The sequence below is a fragment of the Bradyrhizobium sp. SZCCHNR2028 genome, assembly GCF_032380995.1.
GTDB lineage: Bacteria > Pseudomonadota > Alphaproteobacteria > Rhizobiales > Xanthobacteraceae > Bradyrhizobium.
This window is the reverse complement of sequence record NZ_JAUHJF010000001.1, coordinates 375,851-391,603: the sequence shown is the minus strand read 5'-3', so window position 1 is coordinate 391,603 and position 15,753 is coordinate 375,851. Positions and strand designations below refer to the sequence as shown.

At 66.3% G+C, this 15,753-nt stretch carries 12 protein-coding genes; 5 read left to right on the top strand and 7 right to left on the bottom strand.

All coding sequences use genetic code 11. The annotated features are described in order from the left end of the window. Nucleotides 1–24 precede the first annotated feature (24 nt). Entirely contained in the window at nt 25–804 is a 780-nt protein-coding gene (locus QX121_RS01780; protein ID WP_315811010.1) for a hypothetical protein, read from the top strand. Nucleotides 805–856: 52 nt separating this feature from the next. Here QX121_RS01780 and queC read toward each other — a convergent pair whose 3' ends face one another. Continuing rightward, entirely contained in the window at nt 857–1,573 is a 717-nt protein-coding gene (gene queC, locus QX121_RS01775; protein ID WP_315770720.1) for a 7-cyano-7-deazaguanine synthase QueC, read from the bottom strand. 134 nt (nt 1,574–1,707) lie between these two features. Between queC and mazG the strand changes: the two genes are divergently transcribed. Then, nucleotides 1,708–2,526 (top strand): nucleoside triphosphate pyrophosphohydrolase, encoded by an 819-nt coding sequence (gene mazG, locus QX121_RS01770; protein WP_315811009.1) that lies wholly within the window; start codon nt 1,708–1,710, stop codon nt 2,524–2,526. A 23-nt stretch (nt 2,527–2,549) separates the two neighbouring features. Here mazG and QX121_RS01765 read toward each other — a convergent pair whose 3' ends face one another. Further along, nucleotides 2,550–3,452, bottom strand: coding sequence for a LysR family transcriptional regulator (locus tag QX121_RS01765; RefSeq protein WP_315738006.1), 903 nt, complete (start codon nt 3,450–3,452; stop codon nt 2,550–2,552). Between the two features lie 128 nt (nt 3,453–3,580). On the opposite strand from QX121_RS01765, the gene QX121_RS01760 reads away from it, so the two are divergent. Genes QX121_RS01760 through QX121_RS01750 form a run of 3 tightly spaced genes read left to right on the top strand, consistent with a single transcriptional unit; the run spans nt 3,581 to nt 8,405 of the window. Further along, entirely contained in the window at nt 3,581–4,954 is a 1,374-nt protein-coding gene (locus QX121_RS01760) for an MFS transporter (protein WP_315811008.1), read from the top strand. A 20-nt stretch (nt 4,955–4,974) separates the two neighbouring features. Further along, nucleotides 4,975–6,675 carry an FAD-dependent oxidoreductase gene (locus QX121_RS01755; protein ID WP_315811007.1) on the top strand — a complete coding sequence of 567 codons (1,701 nt, stop codon included), beginning with the start codon at nt 4,975–4,977 and terminating at the stop codon, nt 6,673–6,675. Beyond that, nucleotides 6,672–8,405, top strand: a complete 1,734-nt coding sequence (locus tag QX121_RS01750) for a thiamine pyrophosphate-requiring protein (RefSeq protein ID WP_315811006.1) — start codon at nt 6,672–6,674, stop codon at nt 8,403–8,405. Before QX121_RS01755 ends, QX121_RS01750 begins: the two co-directional genes overlap by 4 nt. A 64-nt stretch (nt 8,406–8,469) precedes the next feature. Here QX121_RS01750 and hflX read toward each other — a convergent pair whose 3' ends face one another. The 5 genes from hflX to ntrC all read right to left on the bottom strand — a co-directional run bounded on the left by hflX (nt 8,470) and on the right by ntrC (nt 15,746). Next, nucleotides 8,470–9,849: a GTPase HflX gene (hflX, locus tag QX121_RS01745; RefSeq protein ID WP_315738010.1), complete on the bottom strand. Its 1,380-nt coding sequence runs from the start codon at nt 9,847–9,849 to the stop codon at nt 8,470–8,472. A gap of 27 nt (nt 9,850–9,876) precedes the next feature. Further along, nucleotides 9,877–10,125 (bottom strand): RNA chaperone Hfq, encoded by a 249-nt coding sequence (hfq, locus tag QX121_RS01740; protein ID WP_006613906.1) that lies wholly within the window; start codon nt 10,123–10,125, stop codon nt 9,877–9,879. A 269-nt stretch (nt 10,126–10,394) separates the two neighbouring features. Continuing rightward, on the bottom strand, nt 10,395–11,765 hold the full coding sequence (locus QX121_RS01735; protein WP_315738011.1) for a sigma-54 dependent transcriptional regulator: 1,371 nt from the start codon (nt 11,763–11,765) through the stop codon (nt 10,395–10,397). 17 nt (nt 11,766–11,782) lie between these two features. Beyond that, the gene (locus QX121_RS01730; protein ID WP_315811005.1) at nt 11,783–14,128 is read right to left on the bottom strand and encodes a PAS domain-containing sensor histidine kinase; all 2,346 of its coding nucleotides are present in this window, start codon (nt 14,126–14,128) and stop codon (nt 11,783–11,785) included. 175 nt (nt 14,129–14,303) lie between these two features. Then, on the bottom strand, nt 14,304–15,746 hold the full coding sequence (gene ntrC / locus QX121_RS01725) for a nitrogen regulation protein NR(I) (RefSeq protein ID WP_315711890.1): 1,443 nt from the start codon (nt 15,744–15,746) through the stop codon (nt 14,304–14,306). Between the last annotated feature and the right edge of the window lie 7 nt (nt 15,747–15,753).

The following is a 15,753-nucleotide window of genomic DNA, read 5'->3' as shown; positions in this document are numbered from 1 at the left end:
GCTGAAGTTGAGGGGGACGTCGAAATGCCCGCGCCAGAGTTCGCCACCATCGTCGACACGCTCGCCGGCGTGCGTCAGGATTATCACGAGAAGCTCAAATCGATTCCGCAATACGAGGCCTTCCTGCTGATCGAGAGCTCGACCGAGAAGGCTGCGGGAGCCCTGCACGGCACCGAGGCGTCGGGCTCCTCCATCGCCACCGACGTGATCGATTCGCTGCAATATGCGCGCAACCGGTTCGAGCAGCATATGGCCTCGATCCCGGAGTATCGCGTGCTGGTGGCGATCGACAGGCTGATCAAGGAAATCTCGCAGCATCTCGGCCTCGCGCCGCATGATGATGCGCCGGCCAAGGAGGGCCTTGCCGCGGCCGCCGAACAGCCCGCCGAAGCCGCCGAGGCTGTGGCCCGCGCTGCGAGCGCCGACACCGATGCCCCCGCCGAAGAGGCCGCGCCCCCCGAGCCGGAGCAGGCGGAAATGGCCGAGGACGAACCGGCCGCAGCCGCAGCGGAGCCGGTCGAAGCCGAGGCCCCCACCCTGCGTATCGTCGACACCCCAGTGAAGTCGCCGTCGATCGTGCCCGCCGATCACGACGGTGCCGCCCACCACGACGACGACATCGTCGTGCTCAACGCGCCTGCCTGGGAGAAGAGCGGCAAGGACGCCAAGGACGACATCACCGCGCGCCTCGTCGCACAGGCGGCATCCGCGGCAGCCAATGAGGCCGATGACGGCCACCACCTCGCCGATGCGGATCTCGTCATCGTCAGCCAGCGTGAGCCGTCCGACAACGAAGCCGCCTGAGCGCTCGTCTGTCGCGCAGCTCTCCGCGGGGCCCGAGGGCCCCGCTTCCGATTCAGGATGGCCCGCCCGCCGCGATGTACGCGCGCCATCCTTTGGCGCGCAGCTCGCAGGCGGGGCAGTGACCGCAGCCGTGACCCCAGTCATGCCGCGCGCCGCGCTCGCCGAGATAGCAGGTGTGCGACTGGTCGCGGATCAGGTCGACGAGACCGGCGCCGCCGAGGTCATGCGCCAGCTGCCAGGTCGCGGCCTTCGACAGCCACATCAGCGGCGTGTGCAGCTCGAACGCGCGCGCCATGCCCAGGCTCAGCGCATTCTGCAGCGCCTTGATGGTCTCGTCGCGGCAGTCCGGATAGCCCGAATAGTCCGTCTCGCACATGCCGCCGACGATGTGGCGGATGCCGCGGCGATAGGCGAGCGCCGCCGCAAAGGTCAGGAACACCAAGTTGCGGCCCGGCACGAAGGTGTTGGGCAGGCCGTCGGCGCCCATCTCGATCGCGACGTCGCGCGTCAGCGCGGTCTCGGAGATCGCAGCCAGCGTTGGAATGTCCAGCGTGTGGCTGTCACCGAGCTTGGCTGCCCAGTCCGGGCGCAGGCGCGCGATGCCCTCGACCAGCCGGTCGCGGCAGGCGAGCTCGATCGCATGGCGCTGCCCGTAGGCGAAACCGATCGTCTCGACGCGCGCGAAGCGGTCGAGCGCCCAGGCCAGGCACGTCGTGGAATCCTGCCCGCCCGAGAACAGCACCAGGGCCGTCGTGTCCTGCTCACTCATGGCCCCCGCTTAGCATCATCGACGGGTCGGGCCAACCCGCCGGGCGCATCCCGTGCAGTCGCCCTTTTCGCTGGGAGCCGCGCGCGGCTTGGGGCATACAGGACCCGATCGAACGATGCTGTCAGGACCTGCCCATGATCCCCTCCCGCGACATCTCACGCCTGATCGAGATCATGGCGGCGCTGCGCACGCCGGTCACCGGCTGCCCGTGGGATATCGAGCAGACGTTCCGGACCATCGCGCCCTACACCATCGAGGAAGCCTATGAGGTGGCGGACGCGATCACGCGTGACGACCTCGACGATCTGCGCGAGGAGCTCGGCGATCTCCTGCTGCAGGTGGTCTATCACGCCCGCATCGCCGAGGAACAAGGCGCGTTTGCATTCGGCGACATCGTCGAGGGCATCACGAAGAAGATGGTCCGCCGCCATCCGCATGTGTTCCCGGACAAGGACGGCAACGTCACCCAGCCCACCAAAGGCACCTGGGACCGCATCAAGGCCGAGGAGAAGGCCGAGCGCGCCGCACGGCGGCCGCCCGAGGCGCAGACGAGCAAGTCCTCGCTGCTATCAGGCATCAAGGCCGGACAGCCGGCGCTGGTCCGCGCCATGGAGCTGCAGCGCAAGGCCGCGACCGTCGGCTTCGATTGGAACGATCCGCGCGCGGTGTTGCAGAAGATCCGCGAGGAGGCCGACGAGATCGAGGCCGCGCTCGACAACAAGGATGCGACCGAGCTGACCGAAGAGACCGGCGATCTCCTGTTCGCGCTGGTCAATCTTGCCCGCCACGCCGAGGTTGATCCGGAGACCGCATTGCGCGGCACCAACGCCAAGTTCGAGCGCCGTTTCGCGCACATCGAACAGGCGTTGACGGCGAAGGGCCGCACGCTCGAAGAAGCGTCGCTCGACGAGATGGACGAATTGTGGAACGAGGCGAAGCGACTGGAGAAGTAGCGTCCCCGGTTCCGAGGTCGTGATCAGCCGCCCTTGCGCGACAGCTCGGCCCTTGCGATCTCGACGAAGCGCTGGGCGGCCGGCGACAATCCAAAGTCGGCGCGGCTCAGCAGCGAGACGTGCCGATGAATCGTCGGCTGCGACAGCGGGATCGCGGCCAAGGTCGGAAATTGTGCCTTGGGCAGCATGTGCGCGGGCAGGATGCTGATGCCGGCGCCCTCCGCCGTGAGCGCCAGCGCGGTCGTGATCAGCGACACTTCCCAGGCAGGCTTCAGCGACCGCCCGGTCTCCGCCAGCGCCTCGTCGATCTGGCGGCGGATGCGCGTGCCGTGACGCATCGTGATCAGGTCGGAGCTCATGATGCCGTCCCACGTCAGACGGCGGTGCTTCTCGAACCGGCCGTCCTTGATGCCGATCGCCGAGAGCGGACTTTGCATCAGCGTCTCAATCCTGACCTCCGGTACGCCCTCGTCCTCCACGCTGCCGAGGCCGAACTCCGCATGCCCGGCCATCACGATCGCGAGCAGTTCGTCGGGCGCGACATCACGCAGATCGATGCGCACCTCGGGATGGCGCGATCGAAACGTCGCAAACACGCGTGGAAGCAGCGCCGACGCGACGCCCGCTGAGACCGCGATGGAAATTCGGCCGGCCTTGATCTCGGCAAGGTCGCGCATCCGCTGCGACAGCCCCTGCGTCCCCGCCAGGATGCGTTCCGCCGCCGTGATCGCCTCGCGGCAGGCCGCCGTCGGGTGCAGCGCCCGCGTCGTGCGATCGAACAGCTTGAGCTGAAAGTTCTCCTCGATCTGCCGGATCAGCAGGCTGATCGCCGACTGCGTGACGCGCAGCTCGGCGGCCGCCTTGGTGATGCTGCCGAGCCGATACACCAGGACCAGGGCCTCCAATTGCCGCAAGGTCGGGGGCATTAGCTTTCCTCATGAATGAATGAGAATTTTGTGGCTAATCGAAAGAGTTTGATCATGCAACATATTTGCAAACAGCCGGCGGCTGCGGTGAAGCGGCCAGGCAATAACAAGCACATGGGGAGGGACATTTGACGCAAGCGATCAATCTCACGCGCTACGTCGACGAGCGGCCGCTGTCGGGATTCCAGATCAGGGTGATCTGCCTGTGCGCGTTGGTCGTCGGGCTCGACGGCTTCGATGCCCAGGCGCTCGGCTTCGTCGCCCCTGCCCTCAGCAAGGACCTGCATCTGGCGCCGGGCGCCCTGGGACCGGTGTTTGGCGCGTCCCTGTTCGGCGTGATGATCGGCTCGCTGGTGTTCGGCGCCCTGGCCGACTATCTCGGGCGCAAATGGCTCGTCGTCGCCGGGGTTCTCGTGTTCGCGCTTGGATCGCTGGCGACCACCCAGGCCACGAGCGTATCCGACCTCGTCATCATTCGGTTCCTCACCGGCCTCGGGCTCGGCGGCGTCCTGCCCAACACGATCGCTCTGACCGGCGAATATTCGCCGCAGCGTCGCAGGACCCTGTTGATCATGCTGATGTTCATGACGGTGTCGCTGGGATCGGCGATCGGCGGAGCGGTCGCGGCCAAGCTCATCACCGCCTATGGCTGGCAGATCATCTTTCTCATCGGCGGCATTCTGCCGCTCATCCTCTGTCCCGTCCTCATTATCTGGCTGCCGGAATCGCTCTCGCTGCTGGCCCTCGACGACAACAAGAATGATCGCGTGCGCGCGCTGCTGACGCGGATCGATCCGTCGGACCGCCTGCCCGCCGACGCGCGCTTTACGATCATCGAGGAGAGCGGCAAAGGCTTTCTGCTGCCACAGCTGTTCACCAAGCGGCGCCTGCTGCCGACCTTGCTGCTGTGGGTCATGTTCTTCATGAACATGATGGACATCTATTTCCTCAACAGCTGGCTGCCGACGCTCACACATGGTGTCGGGCTCGACGTCCAGGCGGCGATCGCCGTCGGCATCGCCTTCCAGCTCGGCGGCATGCTCGGCACCGTCGGGCTCGGCCTGCTGATCGAAAAGTTCGGCTTCGATCGCGTCCTGTTCGCGACCTACGTTGCCGGCTTCCTCTCGATCATCACCATCGGGATCGCGGGAGCCTCGTTGCCGATTCTCGTGCCGGCCGTCTTCATTGCCGGCGTCGCGGTGATCGGCGGACAGATCGGCTGCAACGCCTACGCGGCGCGCATCTATCCGACCTACATCCGCGGCACCGGCATCGGCTGGGCACTGGGCATCGGCCGCTTCGGCTCGATCCTCGGCGTCACGATCGGCGGGTTGATGCTCGCGGCGAAATGGGACGTCTCCTCGCTGTTTCAGGCCAGCGCGGTACCGCAACTGTTCTCGGCGCTGGTGATCCTCGGCCTCGCGGTCCTCGGCATGCGCGGCAGTCTTCCGAGCGCCGACGATGCGCAACGCAGTGCGCTCTCCACGCCCGAGCGCGCGTAGATCAAAGCAAGAGAACCGACATGAAGACGATACGAACCCAGGTGCTCATCGTGGGCGCCGGCCCGGTCGGACTGACCGCCGCCATGGATCTCGCCTCGCGCGGCATCGACGTCGTGGTCGCGGAGATCAGGCGCGCCGGAGAGCCGCCCAACGTGAAATGCAACCACGTCTCCGCGCGCTCGATGGAGGTGTTCCGCCGCCTCGGCATCGTCCGCGAGGTGCGCGAAGGCGGCCTGCCGGCTGATTTTCCAAACGACTGCGCCTATCGCACCGCCGTCGTCGGCCGCGAGCTGACGCGCATCCCGATCCCATGCCGCCAGGACCGCTACACGGCAACCGGTGGGCCGGACACCGATTGGCCGACGCCCGAGCCGCCCCATCGCATCAATCAGATCTATCTCGAGCCGATCCTGTTCGCTTGCGCAGAGGCGCAACGCGGCATCACGATTCTCAACCGCGTCCAGGTCGATCGGTTCGACCAGGATGAAAACGGCGTGATCGCGCGGGCGCGCGATCTCGACGCCGGCCGGGACATCACCATCTCAGCCGACTATCTGATTGGCTGCGACGGTGGCCGCTCCACGGTGCGCAAGCTCATCGGCTCACGGCTCAGCGGCACCGATGTCGTGCAGCGGGTGCAGTCGACCTACATCCACGCTCCTGCGCTGAAGGAGCTGATCACCCAGAAGCCGGCCTGGATGACGATGTCGCTCAACCCGCGGCGCTGCGGCACCACCGTCTCCATCGACGGCCGCGACAACTGGCTGATCCACAACCACCTCGCGGCCGAGGAGCTCGAGTTCGACAGTGTCGATCGCGATTGGGCACTGCGCACCATTCTCGGTGTCGACGACCGTTTCCAGTATGAGATCATCAGCAAGGAGGACTGGATCGGACGTCGCCTGGTGGCGGATCGCTTCCGCGATCGCCGCGCCTTCATCTGCGGTGATGCGGCGCATCTGTGGATCCCCTATGCCGGCTACGGCATGAATGCAGGGATCGCCGATGCGGTCGACCTGTGCTGGATGCTTGGCGGCGTCCTCCACGACTGGGCCACCCCTGCCCTGCTCGACGCGTACGAAGCGGAGCGGCAGCCGATCACCGAGCAGGTGTCGCACTTCGCGATGAACCACGCGCTCGCGGTGATGAGCCAGAGACGCGCCGTGCCTGCGGAGGTGGAGATCGATGGCCCCGTCGGCGACGCGGCGCGCAGCAAGGTCGGCAAGGCCGCCTATGATCTCAACGTGCAGCAATATTGCTGCGCCGGCTTGAATTTCGGCTACTACTACGACCGGTCTCCGGCGATCTCATACGATGGCGAGACGCCGCCGCCCTACGGCATGGGCCATTTCAGCGCGTCCACAGTGCCCGGCGCACGCGCGCCGCACGTCTGGCTGGCCGATGGCCGATCGCTGCTGGATGCGCTTGGCCCGGCCTACACGCTGGTGCGGTTCGATCCGGCCGTCGATGTCATGCCATTGGTCGACGCCGCGGCCCGCCAGGGCGTTCCCTTGACGCTCGTCGACGTCGAGCGCGCAAAGGCCGGCTATGGATTCCCGGACAGCCTGCTCGTGCTGCGGCCGGACTCGCACATTGCCTGGCGCGGCTTGGCCGCACCGCTCGAGCCCAACGACCTGGTCGATCGCCTGCGTGGACAGGCAAGTCAGAGCATGCGCCGTGACGATGCCGTCGTCGCCCTGACCCGCGTCGTCGCGCCATGACCCGCCACACCACCGCGCATTACTTCCTCGAGGCGCTCGTCGAGATCGGCATCGACTACATCTTCGCCAATCTCGGCACCGATCATGTCTCGCTAGTCGAGGAGATTGCACGCTGGGACAGCGAAGGTCGACGGCACCCCGAGGTGATCCTGTGTCCCCACGAGGTGGTCGCGGTGCACATGGCAATGGGCTATGCGAGCGCGACCGGCCGCGGCCAGGCCGTGTTCGTCCATGTCGATGCCGGCACGGCGAATGCGTGCATGGCGATTCAGAACGCCTTTCGCTACCGGCTGCCGGTGCTGCTGTTTGCAGGGCGGGCTCCGTTCGCGATGCATGGCGAGCTGCCGGGAGGACGTGACACCTACGTCCACTTCGTGCAGGAGAGTTTCGATCAGGGCAGCATCGTGCGTCCTTATGTCAAATGGGAATACACGCTGCCGTCGGGTGTCGTCGTCAAGGAGGCGGTCGCCCGCGCTGCCGCGTTCATGCACAGCGATCCGCCCGGCCCGGTCTACATGATGCTGCCGCGCGAGACCCTCGCCGAGACCTGGGACGAGGCGGCGATGCCGGCCTACCCGCCCGCGCGCCGTGGCAGCGTCAAGGCGGGAGGGATCGAGCCGGAGCGCGCGCGTGCCATCGCGGACGCGCTGATGAAGGCGGAGAATCCGATCGCGCTGACCGCTTATCTCGGACGCAGCGCCGAGGCCGTCTCTGTGCTGGAGCGGCTGGCGCTGGTCTGCGGAATCCGTGTCGCGGAGTTCAACCCCGTCACGATGAACATCTGCCAGGACTCCCCTTGCTTTGCCGGCTCCGACCCGGCCGCGCTGGTCGCCGGCGCCGATCTCGGGCTGCTCATCGACATCGACGTGCCATTCATTCCGCAGATGCTGAAGGCCGCCGATCGGCTGCGCTGGATCCAGATCGATATCGACGCCCTGAAGGCGGACATCCCGATGTGGGGATTTGCCACCGACCTCCGTATTCAGGGCGATTCGGCCGTCATTCTTCGTCAGGTGCTGGAGATCATCGTTGCCCGTGGCGACGACGCCTATCTCACGAGAGTGCGCGACCGGATCGCGAGCTGGCAGCCCGCACGCGAGGCCGCGCAGGCGAAACGGATATCCGCGGCGGCACAGAAGGGCCGGATCGGAGCGATCAACCCGGCCTATTTGTTTGCGCGGTTGCAGGCGCTGCTGTCGGAGGACGACATCGTCCTCAACGAGGCGGTCCGCAACGCGCCAATCCTGCAACAGCAGCTTCGCCGCACCAAGCCGATGACCTATGTGGGCCTGGCCGGCGGCGGCCTCGGCTTCAGCGGCGGCATGGCGCTCGGACTCAAGCTCGCCAATCCCTCAGCGCGAGTGGTGCAGATCGTCGGCGACGGCGCCTATCATTTCGCCGCGCCGGACTCCGTCTACGCCTTATCGCAGCAGTGCCAGCTCCCGATCCTGACCGTGATCCTCGACAACAACGGATGGCAGGCGGTGAAGGCATCGGTGCAGCGCGTCTATCCGGACGGCGCCGCACAGCGCACGGACTCCTTCCTCTCTAGGCTCAGCACCGGGCGCCAGGGCGAGCAGCGTCGTCTCGCCGACATCGCCTGCGCATTCGGCGCCCATGGCGAGCGGGTCGACGATCCCGACAAGCTCGATGCGGCGATCGAGCGCTGCCTCGCCGCCCTCGGTGACGGCCGAGCCGCCGTGCTGCACGTCGACATCACGCCCTTGTAGCCAGATGGATAGGCGCAGCGATGCATGTCATCCTGCACGAGAGGCAAACGACGTCGCGCGAGGCTCACGCCACGCGGGGCACGCCGTGATAGCGCTCGACCACGATGTCGCGCTTGGTGGCATCGACGCGCACGGTCATGTCGTAGTGGCCCTCGTGCAGCTCCTTGGCCAGCACTTCGGCGTTGCGATGCAGCCAGGAGATGCCGGCGCCGTCGGCCGCATCGATGGTGAGATCGAGCGTCGTCCGCGCCGCCGCGAGCCGGTCCTCGATCGTCTGCAGGAGCGCGTCGACGCCCTCCCCGGTCTGGGCCGAGACCAGCAGGCACGGGCGCTCCGGTGGCCGCCGTGCGGCGATGTTGGCGAGGTTCTCGCGCGCCGCCTCGTCGAGGCGATCGATCTTGTTCCAGACCTCGATGATGGTGTCGGTGGCCTCGGGATCGATGCCGAGCTGGCTGAGCACCAGCTCGACATCGTGCTGCTGCGCCTCGGCATCCTCGTGCGACATGTCGCGGACGTGCAGGATCACGTCGGCCTCCAGCACCTCCTCGAGCGTGGCGCGGAAGGCGGCGACGAGCTGCGTCGGCAGGTTGGAGATGAAGCCCACGGTGTCCGACAGCATCGCCTTGCCGCCATGCGGCAGCGTGATCGCGCGCAAGGTCGGATCGAGCGTCGCGAACAGCATGTCGGCGGCCTGGACGTCGGCGCGCGTCAGGCGATTGAACAGCGTCGACTTGCCGGCATTGGTGTAGCCGACCAGCGCCACGACGCGATACGGCACGCGCTGGCGTCCGGCGCGATGCAGCCGCCGCGTCGCCTGGACCTTCTTCAGCTCGTTCTCGAGCCGCGTGATGCGGTCGCCGATCAGCCGGCGGTCGGCCTCGATCTGGGTCTCGCCGGGACCGCCCATGAAGCCGAAACCGCCGCGCTGGCGTTCGAGATGGGTCCAGGACCGCACCAGGCGGCTGCGCTGATAGTTGAGATGCGCGAGCTCGACCTGCAGCGCACCCTCCTTCGTCTTGGCGCGGCGGCCGAAGATCTCCAGGATCAAGCCGGTGCGGTCGAGCACCTTGGTGTTCCAGGCCTTCTCGAGGTTTCGCTGCTGGATCGGCGAGAGCGCGCAATCCATCACCACCAGCTCGACGCCATGGCCGGCGATCACGCCGGCAATCTCTTCGACCTTGCCCTTGCCGAGATAGGTCGCGGGGCGGATCTGCCCGATCGGCGTGAGAATGGCCTCGGCCACGGTCAGGTCGATGGCCCGCGCGAGGCCCGCCGCCTCGTCGATCCGCGCCTCGAAATCACGCATGTCGGATTGGCCTGCTTGCGCGCCATCGTCGCCGCGGCGCGCTCGCAAGTAGGGGCCGACCACGATGACGAGCCCGGTCCCCTTATTGTCATCCGGCCTCGACAGGCCGATGGTCCCTTCGCGATCGCGGGGTTCCAATCAGGTCACTCTCACGTCAGGTCACACTCACGCAGACGCGTCCTCGCCGCCTTCGAACAACTGGATCGGCGCGCCTGGCATGATGGTGGAGATCGCATGCTTGTAGACGAGCTGCGAGTGACCGTCGCGCCGGAGCAGCAGGCAGAAATTGTCGAACCATGTGACAATCCCCTGCAGCTTCACGCCATTGACCAGGAAGATCGTGAGCGGCGTCTTGGTTTTGCGGACATGGTTTAGAAAGGTGTCTTGTAGGTTTTGTGCGCGGTCTGCCGCCATTGTTATTGTCTCGCAGTCTTGTGCTTTTTCTTATTGAACCTTCGATGTCCCGATCGCAGGCCCCGGATTCATCGAGGTGGCCCATGGTCCATTGAGATCCCCCTCGAGGGACCACGGGATGCCGGATTAGAAGACAGGCGAGCATATTAGGCAAGCCGCTTGCAAGGAAGCCGGTTCCAAAAGAGCCGGATTCATCCGTAAAATTCCGGAAATGGACGAATTTTCCAATGTAAATTCGTCCAGTCGGCAGGTTTGGCCGAGCTGGAGCCTCAGCCGACGCCGAGCGCCTTCAGCTTGCGATGCAGGGCCGACCGCTCCATGCCCACGAACTCGGCCGTGCGCGAGATGTTGCCCGAGAAGCGGCTGATCTGGGCGATCAGATAGTCGCGCTCGAACACCTCGCGTGCCTCGCGCAGCGGCAGGCCCATGATGTGCTCGCCATTGTTGCTGGTCGGCATCGCCGGCACCATCGATCCCACATCCGGCGGCAGCATGTCGGCGGTGATGATCACCTCCGGTCCACCGGCGGCCAGAATCATGACACGCTCGACGTTGTTGCGAAGCTGACGGACGTTGCCGGGCCACACATGCGACTGCAGCACGGCCATGGCGTCCTGGCCGATCTGCCGCTTTGGCAGGCCGGTCGTGGCCGAAATCTGCTCCATGAAATAGTCGATCAGCTCGGGAATGTCCTCGCGGCGCTCCGACAGCGGCGGAACCCGGATCGGCACCACCGACAGACGGTGATAGAGGTCCTCGCGGAAACGCCCGGCGGCAATCTCCTCCTCGAGATTCCGTGCGGTCGAGGAGATGATGCGCACGTCGACGTGCACCTTGGTGGTGCCGCCGGCGCGCTGGAACGTCTGGTCGACCAGCACGCGCAGGATCTTGTTCTGCGTCTCGCGCGGCATGTCGGCGATCTCGTCGACAAACAGCGTGCCGCCATGGGCCTCCTCGAGCGCGCCGGTCTTGCGCGACTGCTCGCCGTTCGACTGCTCGATGCCGAACAGCTCCTCCTCCATCCGCTCCGGCGTGATCGCGGCGGCGTTGATGACGACGAACGGGCCCTCGGAGCGCGGCGACTGAGCGTGCAACGAACGCGCGGCAAGCTCCTTGCCCGAGCCCGGCGGGCCGACGATCAGGATGCGGCTGTTGGCCTTGGCGGCGCGCTCGATGGTCTGGCGCAACTGGTTCATCGATGGCGAGCGGCCGGTCATGCTGCTCGCGGTCGGCGCCAGCTGCTTGAGCTCGCGCACCTCGCGCTTTAGCCGGGAATTCTCCAGCGCACGCGTCGCTACCAGAATCAGCCGGTCGGACTTGAACGGCTTCTCGATGAAGTCATAGGCGCCGCGCTTGATCGCGGCGACCGCCGTTTCGATGTTGCCGTGGCCGGAGATCATCACGACCGGAAGGTCGGGATGGTCCTTCTTGATCTGCTCGAGGAGCTGCAGACCGTCGAGCTTGGAGCCCTGCAGCCAGATGTCCAGGAACACCAGGTTGGGACGGCGGCTCGTGATCTCCGCGAGCGCCGAATCGCTGTCGCGCGCGGTTCGCGTCGTGAAGCCTTCGTCATCCAGGATGCCGGCGACCAGCTCCCGGATATCGGCTTCATCGTCGACAATCAGAATATCACTCGCCATGGGTCACGCCTGTCTCGTCAGCTGCCGGTTGCGGCTTGGATTTTTGGTTCATCATTGGTCGTTTTAACTGTGTCAGCGGTTTCGCCGCCGGCCTCGGTCTTCTGCGCATTGTCAGACGCCCCCGCCTGCTCCTTCGCGCCCGTCTTCGCGGCCTGGCCGGAGACGGCAAAGCGCAGTCGCATCCAGGCGCCGCGCTGGCCGGGACGGAAATCGGACGCGTCCTTCAGCTCGAGCTTGCCGCCATGGTCTTCCAGCACGCGGCCGACGATGGCGAGCCCGAGGCCGGTGCCCTTGGCGCGCGTCGTGACATAGGGCTCGAGCAGCCGCTGCCGCGCCACCTTCGGCAGACCGATGCCGTTGTCGATGACGTCGATCAGCACGTCCTCACCCTCGCGCGAGGCGACGACATCGATTCGGCCTTTGCCGAGCTCCGCCTCGGGCACCACCTCGATCGCCTCGGTGGCGTTCTTGATGATGTTGGTCAGCGCCTGCGAGATCAGGCGGCGGTCGAACTGCGCGCGCAACGGGTCCTGCTTGATCTCGGTCTCGATGTCGATCTCGGGATGCGCGACCTTCATCAGGAACACGGCCTGCCGCACGGTGTCGGCGACGTCCTCGCCTTCCATCACCGGCTTCGGCATCCGCGCGAATCGCGAGAACTCGTCGACCATTCGCCTGATGTCGTCGACCTGCCGCACGATCGTCTCGGTACATTGCTCAAATACCGCCTTGTCCTCGGTGATGACCTTGCCGAATTTGCGGCGGATGCGCTCAGCCGAGAGTTGAATCGGCGTCAGCGGATTCTTGATCTCGTGCGCGATGCGGCGCGCGACGTCGCCCCAGGCGGACGTGCGCTGCGCCGAGACCAGCTCGGTGATGTCGTCCAGCGTGATGATGTAGCTGTCGCGCGCCTGGTTGGTCTGCTCGGCGGTGACGCGAACCGACAGATTGCGCTCGTGGCCGTCGCGCTGGATCGTGATCTGCCCCTGCACCAGCCGCTGCTTGCCCTCGCGCGCCGTCTTCATCATGTCGTCGAGCTCGGGCAGCACGTCGGAGAGCGGATGATCCAGCACCTCCTGCTCGGCATGTCCGATCAGCTTCTCGGCCGAGCGGTTGAGGATGCCGACGCTGCCCGAGGCATCGACGCCGATGATGCCGGCGGAGGCCGACGACAGCACCGCCTCGATGAAGCGGCGCCGGCTGTCGATCAGCTCGCTGGCGCTGACCAGCTCATCGCGCTGCGTGCGCAGCTCCTGCGTCATCTTGTTGAAGGTCTGGCCGAGCTGGGCGAGATCGCCCTCCGAGCGATGCACCGGGACCTGGACGTTGAGATCGCCGGTCGACACGGTGTTGGCGGCATTCATCAATTGCCGGATCGGCGCCACCAGCCAGTTGGCGAAGTTCAGCCCGATCAGCACCGAGGCCATCAGGATGGTCAGTGCGATCACCGCGAACATCAGCGCGAAGGCGATCTGGATGCCGAAACGGCGCGCCTCGACCTGGGCGTATTCGGCGACCGACAGCTCGGTCTGCTTGAGCTGCTCGACGACCTGCGGATCGAGCGGACGCGCGACGTAGAGGAAGGTGTCGTTGAACGCGCGCAGCCGGATCACCGCGGCGACGTAGTTCGACTCCGGCAGGACCGCGATCTCGGGCTCCTCCTCCCGGACATTGTTGAGGAACTCGGGCGCCGGCGGCGAATAGGCGAGTTGCACCCCGCCGGTCTCGGCCCAGACGATCGGGTTGGTGTTCTTGTCGATGATCATCGCGCCCGGCAAGTTGCGCGAGGCCGCGCTGGCAGTCAGCAGCTCGCGGAAGCTCGCGCGGTCCTGGTCGAACAGCGGCCTGGCGCGCGCGATGTCGGTGGCCATGCCGATGATGTCGCCGCGGATGAACTGCGCGTGCTCCTGCATGTAGGCGCGCGCGATGGTCAGCGAGTTCTGGATCGCGACTTTCGCTGGTCCGGAGAACAGCCGGTCGAGGCCGCGATCGATGGTGACGTTGGCCGCCACCGCGACCAGCACCGCCGGCAATACCGCGATCACCGAGAACAGGCTGACGATCTGGACGTGCAGCCGCGCCGCCGCCCGGCCGCGCCGGCGGGCCTGCACCACCTGCCAGACCTCGCGGATGATGATCCCGACCAGGACCAGGATCGTTCCGGCGTCGATCAGGTAGAAGGTTTTGACGACGTCGGTCGTCGGCTCGACCGGGGTCAGCCCGACCAGCACGATGAAGGTGAGGAAGGCCGACAGCAGCGCGAGCGCCACCGCCACCGGCGCCAGCCAGGTGCGCCAAGTCCAGCGCCGGCCCTCGGTGGACGACGAATCGAAGGGGGTGGCCGATGTCTCTGCGCTGGTCATTCCGGCAAGGTGGGTGATGCTGAACGCGGCATGTCCGGGAATCGGACTGATGCATTCCTACCACGCTGTTGCCAAATTGCGACAAATCCGCGGCGCCGGAGCGCGTCGCGGATTTGTCTACATTAATTCTCACCTGAGGCGGGCCAGAGCCCGCCGGAAAGGTATCAGATCACCATCAAGCGCCGCTGCGGTACACCTGAATGTCGAGGTCGCGAATCTTCTTCCGCAGCGTGTTGCGGTTGAGGCCGAGCAGATCGGCCGCGCGGATCTGGTTGCCGCGCGTCGCCGCCAGCGCTGCCGTCAGCAGCGGAATCTCGATCTCCTTGAGGATGCGGTGGTACAGCCCCGGCGGCGGCACGCCGTTGGGAAAGCCCTGGAAGTGCGAGGACAGATAGGCCTCCACGGCACCGCCGAGATTGTCGATCGAGGTCGGCGTGTTCGAGCCGGTGGTCACCGCCGGCGGCGCCAGCTCGCCATCGATCACCGAGGCAGTGATCACGTCCTGCGGATACAGCGCGGCCAAACGCCGGGCGAGATTCTCCAGCTCGCGGACGTTGCCCGGCCAGCGGTGCTGCTTGAGCCGCTCCAGCGCCGCAGCATCGAGCTTCTTCGGCGGCAGCCCGTCCTTCTCGGCCAGCGCGAAGAAGTGGCGGACGAGGTCCGGCAGGTCCTCGATGCGCTCGCGCAGCGGCGGCAGCCGCAGCGGCACGACGTTGAGGCGGAAGAACAGATCCTCGCGGAACAGCCCCTGCTGGATCAGGATGCGCAGGTCCTTGTTGGAGGCGGCGACGATGCGCACGTCGGTCTTGATCGGGGTGCGGCCGCCGACGGTGGTGTACTCGCCCTGCTGCAACACGCGTAAGAGCCGCGTCTGCGCCTCCATCGGCATGTCGCCGATCTCGTCCAGGAACAGCGTGCCGCCCTCGGCCTGCTCGAAACGGCCGGACGCTCGGGTGTTGGCGCCAGTGAAGGCGCCGCGCTCATGGCCGAACAGTTCCGACTCGATTAGGTCGCGCGGGATCGCCGCCATGTTGACCGCAACGAACGGGCCGTTGCGGCGCTTGCCGTAATCGTGCAGCGCGCGCGCCACCAGCTCCTTGCCGGTGCCGCTCTCGCCGGAGATCATCACCGTGAGGTCGGTCTGCATCAGTCGCGCCAGCACGCGGTAGATGTCCTGCATCGCCGGCGAGCGGCCGACCAGAGGGATCGATTCGAACTCGCCGTCGTCGGGCTGGCTCGCCGCACGCTCCTTCGGCTCGGCCAAGGCACGGCCGACGATCGCGATCAGCTCCTTCAGGTCGAACGGCTTCGGCAGATACTCATAGGCGCCGCGCTCCGACGCCTTGATGGCGGTCATGAAGGTGTTCTGCGCGCTCATCACGATGACCGGCAGGTTCGGCCGCATCTTCTTGATCCGCGGCAGCAGGTCGAACGCGTTCTCGTCCGGCATCACCACGTCGGTGATGACGAGATCGCCCTCGCCCTGGCTCACCCAGCGCCACAGCGTGGCGGCGTTGCCGGTCAGCCGCACCTCATAGCCGGCGCGTGACAGCGCCTGGTTCAGGACCGTGCGGATGGCCGTATCGTCGTCGGCAACGAGAATGCTACCTGCAGGCATAGGTGGT